20 protein-coding genes are annotated in these 20,677 nt (G+C 66.4%); 12 read left to right on the plus strand and 8 right to left on the minus strand.

The window, feature by feature from the left end; all coding sequences use genetic code 11:
- Positions 1 to 52 precede the first annotated feature (52 nt).
- Complete coding sequence (locus ACWUI7_RS02590; protein WP_496640675.1) at positions 53 to 2,314, minus strand: AAA family ATPase; 2,262 nt, start codon at positions 2,312 to 2,314, stop codon at positions 53 to 55.
- 118 nt (positions 2,315 to 2,432) lie between these two features.
- Between ACWUI7_RS02590 and endA the strand changes: the two genes are divergently transcribed.
- The 3 genes from endA to ACWUI7_RS02605 all read left to right on the plus strand — a co-directional run bounded on the left by endA (position 2,433) and on the right by ACWUI7_RS02605 (position 7,759).
- Positions 2,433 to 3,626 carry a tRNA-intron lyase gene (gene endA / locus ACWUI7_RS02595; RefSeq protein ID WP_496640623.1) on the plus strand — a complete coding sequence of 398 codons (1,194 nt, stop codon included), beginning with the start codon at positions 2,433 to 2,435 and terminating at the stop codon, positions 3,624 to 3,626.
- A 62-nt stretch (positions 3,627 to 3,688) separates the two neighbouring features.
- The gene (locus tag ACWUI7_RS02600; RefSeq protein WP_496640624.1) at positions 3,689 to 5,293 is read left to right on the plus strand and encodes a tryptophan--tRNA ligase; all 1,605 of its coding nucleotides are present in this window, start codon (positions 3,689 to 3,691) and stop codon (positions 5,291 to 5,293) included.
- 483 nt (positions 5,294 to 5,776) lie between these two features.
- Complete coding sequence (locus ACWUI7_RS02605; RefSeq protein WP_496640626.1) at positions 5,777 to 7,759, plus strand: helicase HerA domain-containing protein; 1,983 nt, start codon at positions 5,777 to 5,779, stop codon at positions 7,757 to 7,759.
- A gap of 92 nt (positions 7,760 to 7,851) precedes the next feature.
- Here the strand turns inward: ACWUI7_RS02605 and ACWUI7_RS02610 are convergent, their stop codons facing one another.
- Genes ACWUI7_RS02610 through pyk form a run of 3 tightly spaced genes read right to left on the minus strand, consistent with a single transcriptional unit; the run spans position 7,852 to position 10,548 of the window.
- Entirely contained in the window at positions 7,852 to 8,463 is a 612-nt protein-coding gene (locus ACWUI7_RS02610; protein WP_496640627.1) for an NfeD family protein, read from the minus strand.
- A gap of 57 nt (positions 8,464 to 8,520) precedes the next feature.
- On the minus strand, positions 8,521 to 8,745 hold the full coding sequence (locus ACWUI7_RS02615; RefSeq protein ID WP_496640628.1) for a DUF7312 domain-containing protein: 225 nt from the start codon (positions 8,743 to 8,745) through the stop codon (positions 8,521 to 8,523).
- 45 nt (positions 8,746 to 8,790) lie between these two features.
- Entirely contained in the window at positions 8,791 to 10,548 is a 1,758-nt protein-coding gene (gene pyk / locus ACWUI7_RS02620) for a pyruvate kinase (RefSeq protein WP_496640629.1), read from the minus strand.
- Between the two features lie 234 nt (positions 10,549 to 10,782).
- Between pyk and ACWUI7_RS02625 the strand changes: the two genes are divergently transcribed.
- From ACWUI7_RS02625 to ACWUI7_RS02650, 6 genes are all read left to right on the plus strand, one after another.
- The gene (locus ACWUI7_RS02625) at positions 10,783 to 11,685 is read left to right on the plus strand and encodes a DUF7351 domain-containing protein (protein WP_496640630.1); all 903 of its coding nucleotides are present in this window, start codon (positions 10,783 to 10,785) and stop codon (positions 11,683 to 11,685) included.
- Positions 11,686 to 11,773: 88 nt separating this feature from the next.
- Entirely contained in the window at positions 11,774 to 12,040 is a 267-nt protein-coding gene (locus tag ACWUI7_RS02630; protein ID WP_496640631.1) for an eL43 family ribosomal protein, read from the plus strand.
- On the plus strand, positions 12,037 to 12,171 hold the full coding sequence (locus tag ACWUI7_RS02635) for a DNA-directed RNA polymerase subunit P (RefSeq protein ID WP_496640632.1): 135 nt from the start codon (positions 12,037 to 12,039) through the stop codon (positions 12,169 to 12,171). The genes ACWUI7_RS02630 and ACWUI7_RS02635 overlap by 4 nt, the downstream gene beginning before the upstream one ends.
- A 16-nt stretch (positions 12,172 to 12,187) precedes the next feature.
- Positions 12,188 to 12,460 (plus strand): KEOPS complex subunit Pcc1, encoded by a 273-nt coding sequence (locus ACWUI7_RS02640; RefSeq protein WP_496640633.1) that lies wholly within the window; start codon positions 12,188 to 12,190, stop codon positions 12,458 to 12,460.
- Between the two features lie 196 nt (positions 12,461 to 12,656).
- Positions 12,657 to 13,040, plus strand: coding sequence for a prefoldin subunit beta (locus ACWUI7_RS02645; protein WP_496640676.1), 384 nt, complete (start codon positions 12,657 to 12,659; stop codon positions 13,038 to 13,040).
- 4 nt (positions 13,041 to 13,044) lie between these two features.
- Positions 13,045 to 13,314, plus strand: a complete 270-nt coding sequence (locus ACWUI7_RS02650; protein ID WP_496640634.1) for a DUF3194 domain-containing protein — start codon at positions 13,045 to 13,047, stop codon at positions 13,312 to 13,314.
- A gap of 410 nt (positions 13,315 to 13,724) precedes the next feature.
- Here the strand turns inward: ACWUI7_RS02650 and ACWUI7_RS02655 are convergent, their stop codons facing one another.
- The 4 genes from ACWUI7_RS02655 to pth2 form a co-directional block, all read right to left on the minus strand.
- Positions 13,725 to 15,704, minus strand: coding sequence for a DUF2070 family protein (locus tag ACWUI7_RS02655; RefSeq protein WP_496640635.1), 1,980 nt, complete (start codon positions 15,702 to 15,704; stop codon positions 13,725 to 13,727).
- Between the two features lie 55 nt (positions 15,705 to 15,759).
- A complete protein-coding gene (locus ACWUI7_RS02660) occupies positions 15,760 to 16,320 on the minus strand; it encodes a GMP synthase subunit A (protein ID WP_496640636.1) in 561 nt (186 codons plus the stop codon).
- A gap of 132 nt (positions 16,321 to 16,452) precedes the next feature.
- Positions 16,453 to 17,892 (minus strand): tRNA pseudouridine(13) synthase TruD, encoded by a 1,440-nt coding sequence (truD, locus tag ACWUI7_RS02665; RefSeq protein WP_496640638.1) that lies wholly within the window; start codon positions 17,890 to 17,892, stop codon positions 16,453 to 16,455.
- On the minus strand, positions 17,892 to 18,230 hold the full coding sequence (gene pth2, locus ACWUI7_RS02670) for a peptidyl-tRNA hydrolase Pth2 (protein ID WP_496640639.1): 339 nt from the start codon (positions 18,228 to 18,230) through the stop codon (positions 17,892 to 17,894). Before pth2 ends, truD begins: the two co-directional genes overlap by 1 nt.
- 144 nt (positions 18,231 to 18,374) lie before the next feature.
- Between pth2 and ACWUI7_RS02675 the strand changes: the two genes are divergently transcribed.
- The 3 genes from ACWUI7_RS02675 (at position 18,375) to ACWUI7_RS02685 (ending at position 20,599) form a co-directional block, all read left to right on the plus strand.
- The gene (locus tag ACWUI7_RS02675; RefSeq protein ID WP_496640641.1) at positions 18,375 to 19,001 is read left to right on the plus strand and encodes a PAS domain-containing protein; all 627 of its coding nucleotides are present in this window, start codon (positions 18,375 to 18,377) and stop codon (positions 18,999 to 19,001) included.
- Positions 19,002 to 19,070: 69 nt separating this feature from the next.
- Positions 19,071 to 19,661, plus strand: coding sequence for a dCTP deaminase (dcd, locus tag ACWUI7_RS02680; RefSeq protein ID WP_496640642.1), 591 nt, complete (start codon positions 19,071 to 19,073; stop codon positions 19,659 to 19,661).
- Positions 19,658 to 20,599: a thiamine-phosphate synthase family protein gene (locus ACWUI7_RS02685; protein WP_496640644.1), complete on the plus strand. Its 942-nt coding sequence runs from the start codon at positions 19,658 to 19,660 to the stop codon at positions 20,597 to 20,599. The genes dcd and ACWUI7_RS02685 overlap by 4 nt, the downstream gene beginning before the upstream one ends.
- Positions 20,600 to 20,677: the final 78 nt, after the last annotated feature.

Genomic DNA, 20,677 nt, shown 5'->3' on the forward strand with positions numbered 1-20,677 from the left:
CAGCTGCTCAGAGTTCCGTAATCCGGCACCTCTCTTGGCGGGTCTCGGTCGATCAGAGACCTGCGGGCGACACCGCCTCAAGCGCCGCGTCGAAGTCGTTCGACCGAACGAGCACCTCGTCGGCGTGGTCGACCGCCGCTGAGCCGTGTTCGTCGGCGACCCGCTCTATCGCGTGCATCGCCGCCTCGCGACACACCGCCGCGATCTCTGCGCCGGAGTATCCCTCCGTCTTGTCTGCGAGTTCGTCGAGGTCGACGTCGTCCCCGAGGGGCGTCTCACGGGTGTGGACTGCGAACACCGCGCGGCGGGTCTCGCCGTCTGGCGCTGGCACCTCGATGTGGGTCTCCAGCCGGCCGGGACGCAACAGTGCGGGGTCGAGTGCGTCTCGCCGGTTCGTCGCCGCCACCACGGCGAGATTCGGGTCGTCACTCGCGCGGTCGAGTTCGGTCAACAGTTGCGAGACGACCCGCTCGCCCACGCCGGAGTCACCCCCGCCAGCTCCGTCGCGCGCCGTCGCGATCGCATCGATCTCGTCGAAAAAGATGATCACGGGTGCGGCCTGTCTGGCGCGGTCGAAGAGGTCACGCACGGCCTTCTCGGACTCGCCGACGTAGCGATCGAGCAGCTCCGGCCCGGCGACTTCGATGAAGTTCACGCCGCTCTCGCCGGCGATGGCCCGCGCGAGTAACGTCTTTCCGGTGCCTGGCGGTCCGTACAGGAGGATGCCCGTCGGCGGGTCGGCGTTCGCGGCCTCGAACAGCGGTCCGTACGAGAGCGGCCAGTTCACCGCGCGCTCCAGCTTCGATTTTGCGGCTTCGAGACCCCCGACGTCGGCGAAGTTGGTCGTCGGCTGTTCGGCGACGTACTCGCGCATCGCGCTCGGCTCGACCGCGGCGCGGGCGGCCTCGAAGTCACCTGCTCGAACGGTTACCGACGCCGGCGACTCGTCGTCGTCGGTGCGGGCCCGCCGCAGCGCAGTCATCGCCGCCTCCTGGGCGAGCGACTCGATGTCGGCGCCGACGAACCCGTGCGTCCGTGCCGCCAGGCGGTCGAGGTCGACGTCGTCGCCGAGGGGCATCCGCCGGGTGTGCACGTCGAGGATCTGTCGCCGGCCTGCCTCACCGGGGACCCCGATCTCGACCTCGCGGTCGAACCGGCCGCCGCGTCGCAGTGCGGGATCGAGCGCGTCGACGCGGTTTGTCGCACCGATCACGAGGACGTCGCCGCGCGCGTCGAGCCCGTCCATGAGCGAGAGGAGTTGGCCGACGACGCGGGTCTCTACGTCGCCGCCGTCGTCGCGCTCGGAGGCGATCGAGTCGATTTCGTCGAAGAAGACGATAGCGGGTGCGGCCGCCTCGGCCCGCTCGAAGACCTCTCGGAGCCGTTCTTCGCTCTCGCCTTTGTACTTCGACATGATCGCCGGGCCGTCGATGGTGAAGAACTCCGCGTCGACCTCGTTGGCGACCGCCCGGGCGATGAGCGTCTTCCCCGTTCCCGGTGGCCCGTAGAGGAGGACCCCCTTCGGCGGGTCGATCCCGAGTCGGGTGAACACCTCAGGCTCCGAGAGCGGGAGCTCGATCGTCTCACGTACCAGCTCTAACTCCTCGTCGAGTCCACCGATATCTTCGTAGGTCGTTCCGGCGGTGTGTTCGGCCGGCGGCGCGGGCTCGTCGCGCGGGCTGGTCGCGTCGCCGGTGGTGGTGTCACTGGCAGTCGTGTCGCTGGCGGTCGTGGTGTCGATCGATGTCCTACCGGCGGTTGGTTCGTCGGCGCTCGCGTCGCTCGACTCGCCTGCTGTGTCGTGCAGGGCGCCCTCAGCGAGCGAGACGGTGGTGTCGTCGGTGACCCGCACGGTGCCGGCCGGCTCGGTCTGCCCGACGACGAACCGGAGGCCGCCAAGTCGTTCGACGTGGACGGCTTCACCGTGGGTAACCGGTCGGTCACGGAGGTCACGGGCGAGGGCCCGCTCGACGACGTCTCGGCTCACGTCGGCTGCGGCGAGTGACGACGGTGCTTCGATCACGACCCGGTCGGCGTCCGCGACGTCGACTGGTGCGACGGTCACGGCGTCACCGATCTTGACGCCGGCATTGGCCCTGGTGTCGGCGTCGATAAGTACGACGTCACCGGCCGCCTCCGGACCGGCCGGCCACACCTTCGCGACGGCCGACCGGTCGCCGTCGATCCGCACCGTGTCGCCGCTGAGCAGGCCGAGCTGCTTGCGTGCCGCTTCGGGGAGTCTGGCGATCCCTCGGCCGGCGTCGCGCTTCTCGGCGGCACGGACAGTGAGGGTCACGCGGGCGGTCGCAGGCATACCTCTCGGTCCGGTCGCTCGCGCCTTACCCTTGTCGACGGCCGCGCCCGGCCGTCGAACGGCTCGCGATGCAGCGTCGACCGCAATCGCCTTACCCGGTCCACCCGGCTGTGCGGACATGCACCCGACAGGGGAGATCCGAGGCGAGTCGGTCCACGTCGGTGGCGACGCCCGCCAGCGCTTTCACGACTCGCGCGGCTACGGCCGCCCGCTCGACGGGAACGCGATCGCGCTCTCGCGGGTCGAGACGGCTCACCTGTTGTTTCGCGGCGACCTCGCGGGCGTCACCCTCGGTGACGGGGATAGGGCGGCCGACCCCGTCGGCTTCCGGCGCTTCGTCGCCGACAGCGCCGCGGCCGTCGACGGCTTCTTTACGCGGTACCTCGTCTACGCTGACCTCCGCGACCGGGGGTTCTACCTCTCGCCCGCCCGTGATCCGTGGCCTGGTGGACGTGCCGACGTTCCGGACGCGGTCGACTTCGTCGCCTACGAGCGGGGGTCGACGCCACGAGAGGGCGCCGTCGAACATCCGGTTCGTGTCGTCGGCGAGCGCGAGTCGATCCCGGTTGACGGACTGTCTGGACAGACGCTCGCCGTCGTCGACGAGGAGAGCGACATCACCTACTTCGCGGCCGACGAGGCCGACGTAACGGGAGCGACGCGGTACGACCCACCGTCGACGTTGACCGGCGAGGTGGTCGGTGACCGGGTCGTCCTCTGGGACGCCCCCGACGCGCTGTACGAACGCGGCTTCTACGGCCAGCGACTCACCGGTCGGGCGGCTGCCGTCGAGGGGGTGGTGCAGCTCTCGCTGCTCGAGGCCGCCTCGCTCGCCGCCGACGGTGTGCTGCAGCTCACGGATTCGGCGAGTGATGTGGACGAGGTGGACGGCGTGGACGCGGCTGTGACGGATGCGTCGCGCGCTGCCGACCCCGCGGCCGCCGTGGCGACGATCCTCGGCCGCGGTCGGTCGGTCGAGGGTGACCGATTCGACCGTCGGCTCGCCGTCTATCGTGCCCTCCGTGCGCGCCAGACCGTCCCGAAGACCGGGTTCAAGTTCGGTGCCGACTTTCGGACGTACCGCGACGTCGACACCGTCGACGACCTCCCCCACTCGGCGCACCTCGTGCGCGTCGTGCAGCCGGGTCATCGGTTCGCGCCCCGCGAGCTTTCGCTCGACGTCCGGTTGGCGGGCGGGGTTCGCAAGGAGTTGGTGTTCGCGGTCGTCGACGAGGCGGGTGCGCGACAGCGCAGTGGGAGCACGACGGACGATTCGATCCGGTGGCTCTCGGTCGGACGACTGACGCCGTAGGAATCGGTCTTGATCGCCACCCCAAACGAACGGTTTTTGCCTCGACCGCCGGGATAGGGCGTATGGACGGAGACATCCCCCGCACGGACGGCGGGACCGGGCGCGCCGACGGGTCGACCGAGGACGTCGCGCTCGACCCGTGGGGGTCGGCGTCGGTCGGCGACTACGCCGACCTCTTCGCTGAGTTCGGCATCGAAGCCTTCGACGACGTCGTCGACGACGTGCCGGCCCCACACTACCTCATGCGTCGGGGCGTCATCTTCGGTCACCGTGAGTACGACGCGGTCGCCGAGGCGATGGCGAACGACGATCCGTTCGCGGCGCTCTCCGGATTCATGCCCACGGGTGACCCGCACATCGGTCACAAGCTCGTCTTCGACGAGCTGATCTGGCACCAACAGCAGGGTGGCGACGTCTTCGGGCTGATCGCCGACCTCGAGGCGCACGCCGCACGCGGGATGTCGTGGGACGAGATCGACGAGCACGCCCGGAGCTACCTGCTCTCGCTGCTCGCGCTCGGATTCGACCCCGAGGCGGGCGAACTCTACCGACAGTCGGACAACCGTGCAGTCCAGGACCTCGGTTTCGAACTCGGCGCGAAGGCCAACTTCTCCGAGTTCGAGGCGATCTACGGCTTCGACGGCGAGACGAACGTCTCGCACATGCAGAGCGTGGTCACCCAGACTGCAGACATCCTCTACCCACAGCTCGTCGACGAGCCAAAGCCGACGGTGATCCCCGTAGGGCCCGACCAGGATCCCCACGTCCGACTCACGCGGGACCTCGCGACCCGCGTCCGTTACTTCAAGGTGACCGAGGCGTTCGCGAGCTTCGAGCTCGACGACGACGAGCGGCGACTCGTGCGGACGGCGTACGACGCGCTCACAGCAGCAGGCAGCGGGGGAGACGACGGGTCCGACGACGTTCGCTCGGCCGAGGCCGCCGAGTGGCTCGTCGACTACGAGCCGCCGGCGGGCGAGGCGGGCGACGCGCTGCGGGCGGCCACACCGAGCGCGGTAGAGACGCTTCGCGCCGGGGGCAAAGAGCCGCTTCGGCCGCGGGTGCGGTTCTTCGACCGCAACGCGACCGAGGCGGCGTTCGAGGCGCTCATCGAGGCGGTCGACGGCGAGAAACGCGTCTTCGAGGGTCACGTCGACGCCTTCGAGCTGTCGCGCGCTGAGGCCGAGTCGTTGGCGCGCGAGATCGAACTCGCCCATGACGGCTTCGGGTTCCGCCAGCCGTCGTCGATCTACCACCGATTCATGACTGGACTCACCGGTGGGAAGATGTCGTCGTCGATCCCGGCGAGTCACATCTCGCTGCTTGACGACCCCGAAGACGGCTACGACAAGGTGAAGTCGGCGACGACCGGCGGCCGAGAGACGGCGGCAAAACAGCGTGAACTCGGCGGCGAGGCCGACGAGTGTCCCGTCTACGAGCTGTACGCGTACCTGCTCGCGAACGACGACGACGGGCTCGCGGCCGAGGTGTACACGGAGTGTGTGAACGGCGAGCGCCTCTGTGGCGGGTGTAAAGAGCAGGCGGCGACGATGATGCGGGAGTTCCTCGCCGAGCACCAAGAGAAGCGTGCGGAGGCCGAGGCCGTGCTCGCGGACCTCGATATCGACCTCGACTCGGACCGGCGTGGAACCGGCGGCGAGCACTGAGCGTCGAGGATGGTAGAGGCTGGTCAGTCCTACACGTGTGTGACAGTGGCTGGGTGAACCTGGTGACTCGTGACACCCGGGCCCTCCTTTCAGCCACGCCCTCCCCAGCCGACTCCGTGCGTGTGTTGTGGTAGTATGATCGAGACGACTGTGCGACCGCCAGACACCACTTAGCCACACCCTCCCCAGCCGATTCTATACGTGTGTTGCGGTAGTATGATCGAGACGACCTGTGACACACGGGCGCCACTTACCGCCACGCCCTCCCCAGCCGATTCACGAGTCGCCGCCGGCGACTCGCTCATCCCTCGCACGCGCTCGCGAGCCCGCCTCCGGCGTGCTCGCAAGGCGCGCGCCACCGCCAGCGTACGGTGGACTGGACTCGGTGCTTTCGGGTGAGGAGCGTTGTCGACTCGCGGTCGTGTCGGCGACGCCACCGCGGCGAGCCAACACTTTATGATGGAAGCGGTTCCCACAAGCGATATGGCCGAGGAGGAGGCGATCCACGTCGCCGACGTCAGCGAAGGGATGGGTGGCGACGCGACAGCCGAGCCGGGATCACCGGTCGAACTCCCGGTTGTCGACGTGCTTACCGGGCGATCGTTCATCACGGGTAAGTCCGGCTCGGGCAAGAGTAACACCGCGTCAGTCGTTATCGAGAATCTCCTGTCAAATGGCCTGCCTGTCATGATCGTCGATACCGACGGAGAGTATTACGGCCTCAAGGAGGCGTATGAAATCCTCCACGCCGGCGCAGACGACGAATGCGACATCGTCGTCTCGCCGGAGCACGCAGAAAAGCTGGCGACGCTGGCGTTAGAACAAAACGTGCCGATCATCCTCGACGTCTCCGGGTACCTCGAGGAGTCGGTTGCCAACGAGCTACTGTTGGAGGTCACTAAACACCTCTTCGCCAAGGAAAAGCGGCTCAAGAAGCCGTTCTTGCTCGTTGTCGAAGAGTGTCACGAGTACATCCCTGAAGGAGGCGGGATGGACGAGACGGGCAAGATGCTGATCAAGGTGGGCAAACGCGGACGGAAACACGGACTCGGCATCGTCGGGATCAGCCAGCGCCCCGCAGACGTCAAAAAGGACTTCATCACCCAGTGTGACTGGCTCTGCTGGCACCGGCTCACCTGGGACAACGACACGAAGGTCGTCGGCCGGATCCTCGGCTCCAAGTACGCGAGCGCGGTCGAGGACCTCCGTGACGGCGAGGCATTCTTGATGACCGACTGGGACGAGTCCATTCGGCGGATCCAGTTCCACCGCAAACAGACGTTCGACGCGGGAGCGACACCCGGACTCGACGACTTCGAGCGGCCAGAACTCAAGTCGGTTTCAGACGACCTCGTCGGTGACCTCCAGTCGATCTCAGAGGAGAACGCCCGGCGGGAGTCAGAACTCGCGGATCTTCGCCAAGAGCTCGAGAAACGAGACCAACAAATTCGTCAGCTTGAGCGCGAACTCGAGGACGCCCGCGACCTCAGTACTATGGCCGACCAGTTCGCACAGGCGCTGCTCGGGAAAGCCGGAGCGTCGTACCGCGGCGGCCCCGGTGGCTCCGTCGCCTCACAGAAGCGCGCCGCACAGGCCGACCTCGAGGCGTACGAGTCCGCCGACGGCGACGCGGGCGCGAGTGCGGGGACAGAGGCGCTTGAGGCGGCAGAGCAAGAGGCGACCGCGGCCGAGAGTAACGACAGGCGCAACGTAGACCATAATACACGCGATGTTGACGAAGATAGACGCGACGTCGACGGTGATGAACGCGACGTCGACGGTGATGAACGCGACGCCGAAGCAGACGCGAGTGAGAATCCAGTCGAGCCGGTGACGCGGGACGATGTCGTCGCCGAGGCCCTCCGATTCGACGACGCGGTCGAACTCGGTACCAGAGAGGCTGTGATCGAGGAGCTCAAAGGGCGGGTCGCGTCGCTCCCACCACTCTCACGCGACATGCTTCGCCACTACCGCCGTAAGGGTACGAGCGAGCCGGTGGCAGCCCACATCGATGCCGGTGGTGACGGCGACCGCGGACACGCCTACAGCCGTCAGCGGCCCATTCGCACGGCAGGCCTCATCAGACACACGGGCGAGGGGCGCTACGCATACGCTGTCCCCGATCTCGTCCGCGAGGCGTACGCCGACCGCCTCGATGAGCCGGCCGTCGAGGAGATGGTCCAGGCGGTCGAGACCGCGTTCGTCTCTCCCGACGAGCGGTCGACGCTGGGCAACGGGCTGACGACGTCAAGCAGGGAGCGGACGGCGGACGAGCTGTCGGCGACGACGGACGAGTCGGCTGTAATTGAAGACGAATCGCACGCGGTGGCAGACCGGTCTCTGGAAACGGGAGATACTGCGGACGCGGGGGACGCCTCGTCCCGGTCGTCTGACTCCGGCGGCCTGAGTGAAGCGGCTCGTCGGCTCGCAACAAAACGGGAGCGGTCCGAGGACAGCTCCGAGTGATCCGGTGACTGCGCGTGAACGACTGACAGCACCACCCAGATCGGATGGCGGCGGTGTGTGCGTGACGTGCGTCTCGACCGCTGGCGGACACCCTACTTCGTGTGCTCGCGCGCCGGCTCTGTGGTCGCGTCGTCGGGAGGCGTCTCAGCGCGTGCCTCGTTGCGGGCTCTTTCGGCCGCGAGTTCGCGGTCGATGTCGTCTTCGACGTACGCCATCGACTCGACGGTGACGACATTGCCGCCGCCGGGATCGACGACGATCACCTCCTCCCCTTCGGGGATCGTACCATCGATCGACCGCGCCGAGTAGTGCGGGTTGAAGCCCCCGCCCTCAAGTTTTACCTGGCCGCCCTGCGGGGTAACGGGTTCGACGACTGTCCCGGTCGTACCGGTGAGGCTCTCGCGGTCACTCGTCTGTTGTTGACCCTTCCCCCCGTATACGTCGAACTCGTGGTAGCCGTAGAACGCCACGGCGCCGAAGATGAGCGTGAGCGCTGCCATCAAAAGCGTGAGTACGCCCCCGGCGACTCCGAGTGTTGCAAAGAGCAGCCCACCGAGTCCGGCTCCGATCAGCGCGATCCCAACGACGATGAAGTTCGCTCCCGGCGCGATCGCCTCGGCCATCGCCAACAGCAGTCCGGCCGTCAACAACAGCAGTGGTAGCGTGTCCGGCCCGACGAGCGCTCCCTGTGCGAGCACGTCCATACGTGGTCTACGGCTGCGAGGTGGATAAGTGGTCGTTCGCGCGATGGCTCGCCGTGTTCAAATCCCAAGCGCTAACACGCCCACAGTGAGCACGACACCGAGAAGCACGAAGAGCGCATTCTCAGGGTTGATCGATTCCGGCTCGATCGGTGTCGACACGGGGGTCGCGGTGTCTTCGGTGACGCCGTCGGGACCGACCTCGTCGAGACTGAATCGCCATTTCCGGCCGTCGTCGTCGGTTCGGCTCTCGTTCGCCCGATGCCGGGCGTCGTCGCGGCTCATTGAGCCTAGTACGACGGGGGTGAGTAAATGATTGGTGGACCGTGACTATCGCTGTCGGCCGGGAGTGACGATATCCCCCTCGTAGACGACGCCGCGTTCGCCATCGACCGTGAGGATCTCCCCGTCGGCGATCGAGTCTGGTACCGAGGCATTCGACACCATCGGCACGGCAAGCTCTCGGGCGACGACGGCCGGGTAGCCGGTCATTCCCGGCCTGGCGTCGACAATCCCGGCGATGCGGTCGAGGTCACCGGAGAACTCGCCTGTGAACGCCGCGGACAACGCGACAATCGACCCGTTGGGAACCCCCGAGAGGTCGCCGTCGTCGGTCCGATAGACCGGGGCGGCGACGCGTCCCGCGACAGCGGCTTTGCCCGTGGTAACCGTCTCGGCGGCGACATGCACCTTGAGCGTGTTAGTCGCGTTCGTTCCCTCGAGTTCGGTCAACATCCCAGAGAGGACGACGAGTGTGTCACCGGAGTCAGCCGCGCCGGTCTCGAGTGCTGCGTCGACTGCGTTGTCGAGGACGGCCTCGATGTCGCCTGCGTACGCCGTCTTCACGGGTTGGACTCCCCACGAGAGTGCGAGCTGTCTCCGCACGCGATCGTTCGGTGTGGTCGCGACGACTGGGACGCCCGGACGGAACATCGCCGTCTTCCGGGCTGTGTACCCCGACTCTGAAACCGCGACGACGGTCGAGGCGCCGAGGTCGCGCGCCAGGTAGCGCGCAGAGCGTGCGAGCGCTTCGGTCCGTGAGTCATCCGCGGCAGCTGGAACCCGCTGTTCGCGTGTCTCGGCGTACTCTGCGCTGTTTTCGACCTCTCTGACAACTCGGTCCATCGTCTCGACGACTGCCGCTGGGTGGTCGCCTATCGCCGTCTCACCCGAGAGCATCACCGCATCGGTCCCGTCGAGGACCGCGTTGGCGACGTCTGAGGCCTCCGCGCGGGTGGGCCGCGGTGAGTGGACCATCGAGTCGAGCATTTCCGTCGCCGTGATGACTGGGACGCCCGCCTCGACGCAGGTTCGAATGATGCGTTTTTGAATGATCGGGACATTCTCGAGCGGGCACTCGACGCCGAGGTCGCCGCGGGCGACCATCACGCCGTCTGCGGCATCGACGATTCCGGTGAGGTTCTCGACTGCGCCGGCGCGTTCTATCTTCGCTATCACCGGGATGTTGTCGCCACCGTACTCCTCGAGAGTGTCAGCAATTCGGTATACGTCTTCGCCGTCGCGAACGAACGAGGCCGCGACGAAGTCGGCGTTTGCGCGCGCAGCGAGCCGTAGTTCGGCCTCGTCCTCTTCGGTGATGAGGTCGACGTCGATGTCGACGCCGGGGAGATTGACGCCTTTTCTAGAGCCGAGTTCGCCGCCCGAGACGACCGTCGCGACGACCGACGCCCCATCGACTGACTCGACACGACACTCGATCCGTCCGTCGTCGAGCAGTACCGTATCGCCGGGGTCGGCATCGGCAATCGAGTGAGAGAGTCCGACGCGTTCCGGGGTCGCGTCGTCGCCCGCCGCAAGCGTCACCGTCGATCCGTCAGCGAGGACGATCGAGTCGTCTATCTCGGCAGTGCGTACCTCCGGGCCCTTGAGGTCGACCATGACCGCGAGCGGATCCTCGATGGCGTCGTCGACCTCGCGGACGCGTTCGATGACGGCTTCGCGGTGGGCTGTCGTCCCGTGGCTTGCGTTGAGTCGGGCCACGGACATTCCAGCCTCGGCGAGATCCTCGATACCTGCGCTGTCGTCCGACGCCGGACCCAGCGTACAGACGATCTTGGCGTTTCGCATACCGACAGTTCAGCGGAGCGGTGGAAAAAGCTACACGGTCCGCCTCGGGAACGACCGATCGAGAGAAGCTGAAGTAAGGGTCCTCTACATATTGATTTCGGCATATACGCCGAAGTCGATCGTGGACGATACAGACAGATCGGTTTGGGAGGCTCGTTAGCACGCGTCCGTTGGTGCAAGTCATGTCAACATAATCTACATATATGTGGGTGCACTACTCTACATTGTTGACAGATGGATGGCCCTCAACCCGCCCGGTCACACGACGCGCTGGTGTTTTCGGTACTCGACAGCGAGATTCGGCTGGCGATTCTCGACGCGCTCTACGACCGGACGGTAGAGCCAGGGCCCTTCTCTGGAGAGACAAGCTACTCGTCGATCAAGGAGGCGGTCGGGATCGACGACAGTGGGCAGTTCAATTACCATCTTGAGCGGCTCACCGACGAGTTCGTGCTCAAGTTCGGTGATGCCTACCGGCTTACCGAGCGCGGCCGCGAGATTGTTCGACTCCGACGGACGGGAACGCTCACAGAGAACCCGCGAGTCGCTCCCGAGCAGGTCGACTCGTCGTGTTATCTCTGTGGAGCACCGATCGAGGTCTTCTATGCGAACGGATTCATGGTGACCCGCTGTCCCAGTTGTGCGGGCGCCGTCGACACCGAAATATTCCCGACTGGGACGATCTCTGCGCTTCCATACCCGCCTTCGGGCGTTGACGGGGTCGACATCGAGACCGCGTTCGAACGCGTCCATCGGCGGTTCATGTGCGTGTACCGGGCAATGGCGCGCGGCTTCTGTCCAACCTGTGGCCACGATGTGCGCGTAATATTTCCGCGCCACGAGGGTGTTTCTGACGACGAGGTGGATTTGTTACAACACGTGACACACGATGGGCTCGTGATGCTCTCATGTACTTACTGCGGCCAACATCGGGTGACACACCCGCTCAGTGCGACCGACGACCGCGACCCGATGGCTCACTACTTTATCGACCGCACGGTCGATCCAGGATGGGACCGGCTGGCGACGGCGCTGAGTTGGGACGTCGACCGCCGGGAGGACGCGATGGTCTTCGAGACGGACGACGCGGCTCGGTTCGTGGTCGACGAACAGCTTGACGTCAGCCGCGAGGCGTGATTGGCGATACGGTGTGATCGTCACCGCGACGTGTGGCGCGCCCCGACTCGTAGCCTTTTTACCCGCGCTGGCGGTACGTGAGGCCACTATGGCTGAGGACAAGGCTCGAAGCACCGGCAGTGCGGGCCGATTCGGCGCCCGCTACGGCCGCGTCGCCAGAAAGCGGGTCAAAGACATCGAAGCGGAGATGCGGGACGCGACCGTCGACGGCGACGACGTCACGCGCGTCGGCACGGGTATCTGGGTGAACGAGGAGACCGGCGAGACGTTCACCGGCGGGGCGTACCGTCCAGAGACCCCCGGTGGACGGACCGTCCGTCGCTCCATCCGCGCTGCACTCGCTGACGACGAATGAGTTACCGTTGTTCCCGCTGTAAACGCGACGTCACTCTCGATGAGTACGGCGGCGTCCGCTGCCCGTACTGTGGCCACCGCGTGCTGTTGAAAGAGCGCGGCGGCGGCATCAAGGAAGTCAACGTCGAGTGAGGCGCTCGGTGCCGCGATGAGCCGCGGAGCCGACGCGGATCTATTCACACACGAAACGACGCTTACCGCCGACTACGTCACGGAGCCCCGCGCATGTCTCGTGGCGGCTGCGCTTTCGCCGGAGGTCGGCGAGCTTGAGGAGGCTCGCGCTCAAGCGACGGTCTCTCGGACGGACGCCACCGTGCAGATTCGCGTTCAAGCTGCGGACCTCGCTGCACTCCGTGCGGGCGTCACCAGCTGGTCGCGGCTGCTTGCGGTTGCCGAGCGCATTGCTCGACCCTCGGCGTGAGCGTGGTCACCGTGTGGGTGAGTTACTATGTGGAAGAGTCATCGGGTGACTCAACGCGACCGGCGTCGGCCACGGTTTGTTGCCACAAAGCACCGGTTCACGGCCTGTGTCACGTACACACGTCGATCACGCACGCCGACGAAGAAGTCGGGGGTTTTTCCCTCCGGGCGGCTTCAATCCGTTCATGCAAGGGAACATGCCGCCCGAGGCACAGGAGAAGATCGAGGAACTGCAGGAACTTCAGGAGACTGCCCAGCAGGTCGCCCAGCAGAAGGAGCAGGCGAAGACGGCGCTCACCGAGTCGGAGACGGCTCTCAACGCGCTTGGTGACGTCGACGAGGACGCCGAGATGTATCGCGAGATCGGCGAAGTGCTCGTCGAGACCGAGTACGCGTCTGCACACGAGGACCTCGAGAACAAAGTCGACTCGCTCGAGATCCGCGTCGAGCAGCTCGAAAAGCAAGAAGAGCGCGTCCAAGACCAGTTCGAGAGCCTCCAGAGCGAGCTCCAACAGATGCTCCAAGGTGGCGCGGGCGGCAGTCCGATGGGGCCCGGCGGTCCAGGCGCCGGCGGCGCGTGAGCCGATGACCGAGGAGTCGACCGGCGAGGAACTAACCGGAGATCCGACCGACGAGGAGGTCGTTCAGACCGCAGCGACGGCCGCTGAGCGTGTCGTTTTCGACCACTACGATCAGTCGGCAGTCCGTGACCTCGACGTGACGGTGACGTTCGAGGCTGGTGTTCTCGATGTCGACGTCTACGTGAACGCCCCGGATGATCCGGATCCCGAGGCCGTGGCGACGGCTGCGACCGAAGCGGCTGGCGAGGCTGTCGACGAGCTGTTCGAGGCGTAGTACGCCGTTGGTGTGGCCGACGTCGGTAGTTGCTCCGTGAGTCGGTCGTTCTGTCGATTTGGGTGTACGCTTGAGGATACGAGGACGTTTCGAGTCACGGCCCCCAATACGTGTGTGATGGTGGCTGTGTGAGCAAGGGGGTCGCGCGACACCTGGACACCACTTGCCGCCACACCCTCCCCAGCCGATTCGATACGTGTGTGGTAGTAGTTCTGTGACGAATACGACCGCATGACCACCGGACACCACTTGCCGCCACACCCTCCCCAGCCGATTCGCGTCGGTGCCTTCGGCACCTCGCTCATCCCTCGCACGCGCTCGCGAGCCCACCTCTGGCGCGCTCACGAGGCGCGCGCCACCGCAGATGGGTCGGGACGTGTGACGGTGGTTGCTGGCGCTGTTCTGTTTGCTCACGCGAGGAAGAACAACAGCACACTCACCGCCATCGCGAATAGGGTGACTGCGGCCGCCAGCGCCGCCCCCAGTGAGAGTGCTGCGTTGGCCTGCGTTGCCAGCGTTTCGGTGCGGTCGTTCCCGAAGACGGTCACGGTAGCGCGTTCGGTGCCGCCGCCGACGGCGACGGGCTCGAGGTCGTCACGAGCGTCAGCGGCGATCGAGCGGACGATCCGCGCCAGTTCGGCCTCGTCGACCCGCTCTCCAACCCGGTTGTCTGCCCGAGTCCGGTTGACGACGTGATTGTCGGTCGTCATTACTTCGACGTGGTCGATACCGGTGACGTCGCGAACGGCCTTGAGGAGGTCAGCACGCAGTCCGGGGATCATGTTGTTGCCGTCGATGAGCACGTATGCGGCCTCAACACCGGCGACCCGGGTGACGGCGACCCGGACGCCAAGCGGCCCAATCCCATCGTCTGGCGTCCACGGGGTTGGCGCCCACGCGACGCCCAACTCGAGTGCTCCCTCTGGGGCGTTTGCGACCGCGGCACCCGCCGTGGCGGCCGCCTCGTACAGATCGTACGACCGCTCCGATCCTGGGGTGACGTGTCCGAGGTCGCTACCCGACAGCCCCGTGTGGGAGTTGTGGCCGTCGACGAGCAGGACGTCGTCGACGCCGCCGGTCCGGAATTCGGCGATCGCCGACTGACCCACCGCGAAGTCCACGTCGTCGGCAGAGCCCGGCGCGAACGTTGAGACGGCAAGGGCACCGTCGCCAAACCCTTGTGAGAGCACCGTCGACTCCCCGGCTGCGACCGTCTGTGGAGTTGTCCCAGTGTGTCGGTACGTCGCGCTGTCGAGCACGCGGTCGGCCGCGCGAATGACGCCGTCGACTTCGGTCTCGGAGACGAGGTTGAAGTCGTGGCCGGCAGTCGCATGCGGCGGGAACCCGAGCCCCTCCGAGGAGACCGCGACGCGCCGCGGGAGGTCACCGCCACCGATCTCACCGAGCGGACCCGGATGAATCATCGGGAGGACGAACCGGGCCTTCTCTTCCCCGAGGCGATCGGGCGCGATGACGTCGTCGTCCGCCTCGACGTCCGTCTCGCTTCCGCCATCGGTCGACGGCTGTCCATCGATGGTGCGAAACGAGAGTACCGACACGGGTACCACGGCGTCTTGGCCCAGTCGTTCGAAGAAGCGCTCGAGGTCACGGGATTCCTCGGCGGCATAGCCGATAAACCCGTGAATAAAATCGAGCACCGAGACGTCGAGGCTACGCCGCCAGGGTCGGTCGATCCCCACGAGAAAGCCCCAGACGGCGACGGCGTACAGCAGACACAGCGCCCCGAGAAGCAGGAAGTGGTCGATCGTCACCGCGTCGAACACCGGCGGGCTCTGGTCGGGTCGTGAGAGTCGTAAGACGTACGCCTGGTACGGCGAGTCGCCGTCGAGCAGGAGGCGCGCGGTGCCGCCGTAAACGAAAAGCAGGGCCGCAGCCGCGGCCGTCTGCACTGCGGCGGGAACGCTTGCGAGCGGTAGGGGAAGCCGTGACACCGCGAGCACGGCGAGCAGCCGAACCGCGAAGATAGACGCGAGCGCGACGACCAAGACGTCGAAGACGAACCGCTGTGAGAGCCCGAAGACAGCCGCGAGGACCCCGGCGACGACGAGGACGAGGACGACCAGTAGCTCACAACATAGCGCCAGCAACGCCGACCGGTCGTGCGTCAGGCTCCCTCCGAGCCAGCGGTCGAGGGGGGTCGTCGCGAGCGCGGCGACGACGGTCGGTGCTGCAAGGAACACGATCCCCTGCCAGGCGTCCTGGCCGATGAGTAACACTGGATAGGTCGATCCGATGGTGCTCGTCGAGTCGAAGACAGCAATACCGGTCAAGCCGCCGAGGAGCACGGCGAACGCGAGGGTCCGGGGCCACCGCGGCGCACGGAAGATAAACCTGGAGAGCCCGGCGAGCCGTCCCTGTGTGGCGGTCACTGCGTGTCACTCGACGCCCGCGCATAAAAGACTCTCCGGCTTCTCCTATCGAGTGTCAGGCCGGGGCACAGATCGCGAGGAAGTTCTCGAACACCGCTTCGCCCTCCTCAGTGTGGGCGACCTCCGGATGCCACTGAACCCCGTAGAGTCCGGCATCGACGTTCGACATCGCCTCGATCGTACAGACGTCGGAAGTCGCGGTGTGGGTAAATCCGGACGGAAGCTCGGTCACCTCGTCGGCGTGTGACGCCCAGACGCGGGTCTCGGGGGCGAGCGAGCCGACGAGTGGATCGGTCTCGTCGACGATCGAGACGTCGACGTCGGCGTACCCTCCATAGTCGCCCGATCCGACGGCTCCATCGAGTTCATCAGCGATGAGTTGCATTCCGAGACAAATGCCCAATACCGGGACGCCCACGTCGGAACCGATGTACTCGCGTGCCCGCCCGACGCGGTCCATGTCTGGGCCGCCAGAGAGAACGATACCGTCCGCCTCAACTTCGTCCGGCGGCGTGTCAGCGTCGACAAGTTCGGTGTCGACACCGAGGTCTCTGAGTGCCCGCCGCTCGAGGTGCGTAAACTGGCCGTGGAGGTCAAGGACGACGATCCGAGTCATACCTCCGTTCTGGATGGACAGCACAAAAACGACTCGAACCATCACAGCAACGTGGCGGTCCACACGTGTTTAACGCCCGAATGATCCACGAGTACGGATCGTGATCCCTGGCAACCGCGTCTCGAACGGGCGCTACATCTCGAGTGGGTCTTGCTTGGTGAACTCACGAAGCAGGACAGTGGCGTACGACCCGCTCGGGAGCGCGAACGTGAAGCCCGGGTCGCCGTCGTCAAGTCGCACCGTGAGGTCGGTCCTGAGCTGGATCGCTCGGCGGGTCCCACTCGAATCGAACGCTCCGGGAAGCGCGAAGTCGGCCGGCTCGATGCCTGCCTCGGTGAGCACCTCCCGTGTGATCGCACCCGGCTCGCCCTCGGCGAACGTTGTCTCGGTGCCGACGAGCGGGCCGGTAACGAACGCGCGCCCTCGCGAGCAGTGGCGCTCCATCACCGACACACGCCCGTCGGTGACCCGCTGGAGTCGATCGGGATCGGGGGCGTACAGCTCGGCCGGCGCGTCGCGGTCGGCGAAACACGCCACATCGCCGGTGACGGGGCGGTCGAAGGGAAGCCCGCGTTTGAGACGCTCGCTCAGGATGCGGTTGAAAAGCGTCGACTGCGCCGCGTTGACAAAGAGCCGCTGGAGGTTCGAGGGGACCGCCTCAAGCGCGTACCACCAGTCGTCATGGTCTGTCGGCGCTGCTGGGTCGACGTCGCGCTCGTCGAGCCGGTGAAGCATGCTCCGCTCGAATCCGAGCTTCCGTGGCATCGCGTTGAGACACGCCGCCCAGTCCCCGTCGCCAAAGATCTCCTGATTCCCGTCATCGGTACTATCGGATCGGTCGCCAAACGCCGCGTCAACGCGCTCGCGACCCGCCTGGGTATCCGCGGGCTCTGTCGGCGCGGGATCGCCGGCGTAGCGTCTGACCGCCTCCCGTGGGTCGCCACGAACGATCGCGAGGCCGACGCGACCGGTGACGGGCCGGCGACTGCCGAAGCGTTGTTGCCCGAAGTAGTTGGGCACGGCAACGGGGGCGTCAACGTTGGCGGGATCCCCGCCGGCGAACGCCCGAAGCTCGCGCACTACCGCGTCGGCTCGTGACTCGGTGTCGTCGACGGTCCCAGTGACTCGGATCTCGAAGGCATTGCCGGTGAGGTCGCCGAACGCGAGGTCGCGGCCGGCCCGACCAACCGGTTCAATATCTGTGCCGCGAATCGTCGGGAGATCCTCGGGGGCGACCCCGCGCAGGCCGAACAGCTGCGTCGTCACGGCGCGTTTGTCCTTGGTACCAGCCCAGGAGACGCGCTCGCGACTGATCTCGAGACCGTTTGAGAGTCGGCGGGCGAAGTCGTTCGTGTCCCAGTCGCGGAGCGTCGCGCGCACGACGAGGACCGGGTACCCGCCGGTATCGGCGTCAAGCGGCGCGGTATCGACAGCCTCCAGCTCGGTGACTTGGAAGTCTTCGGGTTGGGCACGGAGGTGACCCCCGATACCGGGTGACGTGCTGACGTACCAGTCGATGCCGACCGCCCGCTCGATCGGGTGTGCCTCGGAGCCGGTCGTATCGCCGGACATCAGTACAGTGAGAGGTCGCCGGTTACGCGGTCGACCGCGTCGTCGCGGGCGGGCCCAACCGCGAGCGCGGTGACGGTACCCGGCTCGAGCTGCGTTCGTCCGGCATCTCGGACGATCGCATACGGGATGCCAGCGGCATCGGCCGTGTCCGCCAACTCGAACAGCTCGCGTTCCGCGTCGACGCCGAGCACCACCTTCGTCTGTCCTTCGCCCTGCCACCGGGTCCGCGCCCGGTCGCTCGCGTCCTCGACCGCCGACAGCGACGCGTGTGCGACCTGCGCGGCGAGCTTGCCCGCACCCATCCCGAGGTCTCGCCGGGCAACGATGGTCTGTTTCACACCGGCACGAGCCCCGCCGCGGGTATAGCTCTGTTCTCTCTTTGCGCGGACTCCCAACCGATAGCGTCGCAACCGCAGGTGACTGGGCGTCCACCGCAGGCGACGGAGGTTTGTCCCCGTGCCGGCTAGTGATGTACGACGACGATGGACGACCGACGAACACTGATCGGGGCGCTTCGGGCCGACGTCGAGACGTTTCGGGACCGTGTGTCGGCACTCGAAACCCGCGAGGCTGGCCGGCTCGAGGCAGCCTCTGTGGGCGGCGAGCCGGCCACCGATAGGTCGAGTGCTAGAGGCGAGCCGACCGATGAGAGCCCGAGTGCCCGACTCGACCGCGCACCCTCGCCGGCTGCGTTCGACGGCCCGCCCGACCTCGGGGCGTTCGAGGCGCTGACCCCACTCGAACGGAACCTCGTCTGGCGGCTCTGGGTGCTCGATTCGGTCCCCTTCGGCCTTGTGCTCACCGGACCGGCGTACCAGGATACCCCGGTACGCTACGTGAACGACGGCTTCGAACGTCTAACCGGCTACCCGCTCTCTGCGGTTCGCGGGAGGAACCTCCGGCTGCTCCAGGGGCCGGATACCGACGAGAATGCGGTTGAATCGCTTCGTGAGGCGGTCTCCATTTGGGAATCCGTCACGGTCGAGTTACGGAACTACCGCCGCGATGGGACCTCCTTCCTGAATCGGGTCTCGCTCGCCCCGATGGCAGGCTCCGACGGCGCGGTCGCCAACTGGGTTGGAGTTCAAACGGCCGTCGACTCGTCGTGAGGTGGTCGGCGCGGCGATCCGTACTCGCACTCCGGGAGTTTTTATATCAACCCGGCTCCGTCTCTGAGCATGATCCTCTCCGATACCGATATCCTCGACCGCCTCGCGGACGGGGACCTCGTGGTCGAGCCGCTCGCGGACGTCGACCAACAGGTCCAACCGGCGAGTGTGGACCTCCGACTCGGCGAGACGTTCCTGGAGTTTCAACGAACCAACATCCCCTGTATCCACCCGACGGCCGCAGACGAGGTTGGCGAATACGTGACTGAGACGACGGTCCCGGCGGGCGAGGAATTCATTCTCCACCCAGGTGACTTCGTTCTCGGGACGACGAAAGAGCGCGTGGAGGTGCCACCAGACCTCCTTGCGACCGTTCAGGGCCGGTCGTCGCTCGGTCGCTTGGCAATCGTGATCCACGCCACGGCTGGCATCGTCGACCCCGGATACGCCGGACAGATCACGCTCGAGCTGTCGAACCTTGGGACTGCTCCGGTCGCGCTCACGCCCGGAATGCGCGTCTCACAGCTCATCTTCACCGAGTTGCGGTCGCCGGCTGACCGACCGTACGGCACCGAACGGGGCTCGAAGTATCAAGGCCAGGAGGGGCCACAGGCCTCACGAATCGGCGCAGACGTGGAGTTTAGCGGGGGAGACGAATGAAGTTCATCGAAGAGGTCGTCGTCGACGCGTTCTTGCCGACCGTCCGGTCGATGCTGGCCGAGGACCTCCGCGAGCGCGGGTTCACCCAGCGTGAGGTGGCCGACGCGCTCGGCATCTCACAGTCTGCTGTCTCCAAGTACGCTCATGGGGAGGTCGCCCGAACCGAGCGCGTCGTTGAGGACGACCGAGTTCGTGACCTCGTCGACCGAGTTGGGGAGGGACTCGCTTCCGGCGATCTCAGCCCTGTCGGTTCGCTCGTCGAGGTCGAGGTGCTGATCCGTCGACTCGAAGACGGCGACCTCCTCGCGGAGCTTCACGAGGAGGCGATGCCAGCGCTCGCCGACGCCGACACGGCCTTCTCGGTGCACGACCCCGAGAGCGGCTTTCGAGAGCGCGAGCGCGTCCTTGCTTCGGTACGACGGGGTCTCCGCACCCTCACCAACACCTCCGGGTTCGCGGGACTCATCCCAAACGTCGGCGCGAACGTCGCCGAGTGCCTCACAGACGCACGCGACGTGGACGACGTGGCCGCCGTCCCCGGCCGACTCGTCGACGTGAAGGGACGCGCAATGGTGCCGGGTGAGCCGGAGTTCGGCGTGAGCGAACACGTCGCGACCGTGCTACTCGCTGTCAGAGATGCTGGCGTCCCGGCCCGCGGTGCGGTGAACGTCCGGTACACGCCCGAGATCGTCACCGCGCTCGCCGAGGCGGGGCCGGCAGTCGAGTTCGACGCCACGCGGCCCTCGGCCGAAGCCGTCCATGCGGCCGTCACGTCGGTCACAGCAGGCGGTGTGTCGGACGGCGAAACCGGGTCAGATCGCTTTCCTCCGGATACGCTCGTCCTGTACCAGACTGGGGCGGTCGGCGTCGAGCCGATAGCCTACGTTCTCGCGCCCACGGCGGCGGCCGCGGCGCGCGTCGTGCGCGAGCTCGCGTAAACGGTCTCATCGACGCGCCGGTTGGCTCACGGCGGTGACGCAGAAACCAGCGGGCTTTTGGCTCGTATCCACCATACA

This window comes from Halorubrum orientale (genome assembly GCF_059623105.1).

Coding starts and splice junctions, on each gene's coding strand:
- ACWUI7_RS02625 (WP_496640630.1), top strand. CDS start 10,783: ATGGATGGCCCTCAACCCGCCCGGTCACACGACGCGCTGGTGTTTTCG.
- pyk (WP_496640629.1), bottom strand. CDS start 10,548: ATGCGAAACGCCAAGATCGTCTGTACGCTGGGTCCGGCGTCGGACGAC.
- ACWUI7_RS02660 (WP_496640636.1), bottom strand. CDS start 16,320: ATGACTCGGATCGTCGTCCTTGACCTCCACGGCCAGTTTACGCACCTC.
- endA (WP_496640623.1), top strand. CDS start 2,433: ATGCACCCGACAGGGGAGATCCGAGGCGAGTCGGTCCACGTCGGTGGC.
- ACWUI7_RS02675 (WP_496640641.1), top strand. CDS start 18,375: ATGGACGACCGACGAACACTGATCGGGGCGCTTCGGGCCGACGTCGAG.
- ACWUI7_RS02590 (WP_496640675.1), bottom strand. CDS start 2,314: ATGCCTGCGACCGCCCGCGTGACCCTCACTGTCCGTGCCGCCGAGAAG.
- ACWUI7_RS02650 (WP_496640634.1), top strand. CDS start 13,045: ATGACCGAGGAGTCGACCGGCGAGGAACTAACCGGAGATCCGACCGAC.
- ACWUI7_RS02610 (WP_496640627.1), bottom strand. CDS start 8,463: ATGGACGTGCTCGCACAGGGAGCGCTCGTCGGGCCGGACACGCTACCA.
- ACWUI7_RS02600 (WP_496640624.1), top strand. CDS start 3,689: ATGGACGGAGACATCCCCCGCACGGACGGCGGGACCGGGCGCGCCGAC.
- ACWUI7_RS02630 (WP_496640631.1), top strand. CDS start 11,774: ATGGCTGAGGACAAGGCTCGAAGCACCGGCAGTGCGGGCCGATTCGGC.
- truD (WP_496640638.1), bottom strand. CDS start 17,892: ATGTCCGGCGATACGACCGGCTCCGAGGCACACCCGATCGAGCGGGCG.
- ACWUI7_RS02635 (WP_496640632.1), top strand. CDS start 12,037: ATGAGTTACCGTTGTTCCCGCTGTAAACGCGACGTCACTCTCGATGAG.
- ACWUI7_RS02605 (WP_496640626.1), top strand. CDS start 5,777: ATGGCCGAGGAGGAGGCGATCCACGTCGCCGACGTCAGCGAAGGGATG.
- ACWUI7_RS02645 (WP_496640676.1), top strand. CDS start 12,657: ATGCCGCCCGAGGCACAGGAGAAGATCGAGGAACTGCAGGAACTTCAG.
- ACWUI7_RS02640 (WP_496640633.1), top strand. CDS start 12,188: ATGAGCCGCGGAGCCGACGCGGATCTATTCACACACGAAACGACGCTT.
- ACWUI7_RS02685 (WP_496640644.1), top strand. CDS start 19,658: ATGAAGTTCATCGAAGAGGTCGTCGTCGACGCGTTCTTGCCGACCGTC.
- ACWUI7_RS02615 (WP_496640628.1), bottom strand. CDS start 8,745: ATGAGCCGCGACGACGCCCGGCATCGGGCGAACGAGAGCCGAACCGAC.
- dcd (WP_496640642.1), top strand. CDS start 19,071: ATGATCCTCTCCGATACCGATATCCTCGACCGCCTCGCGGACGGGGAC.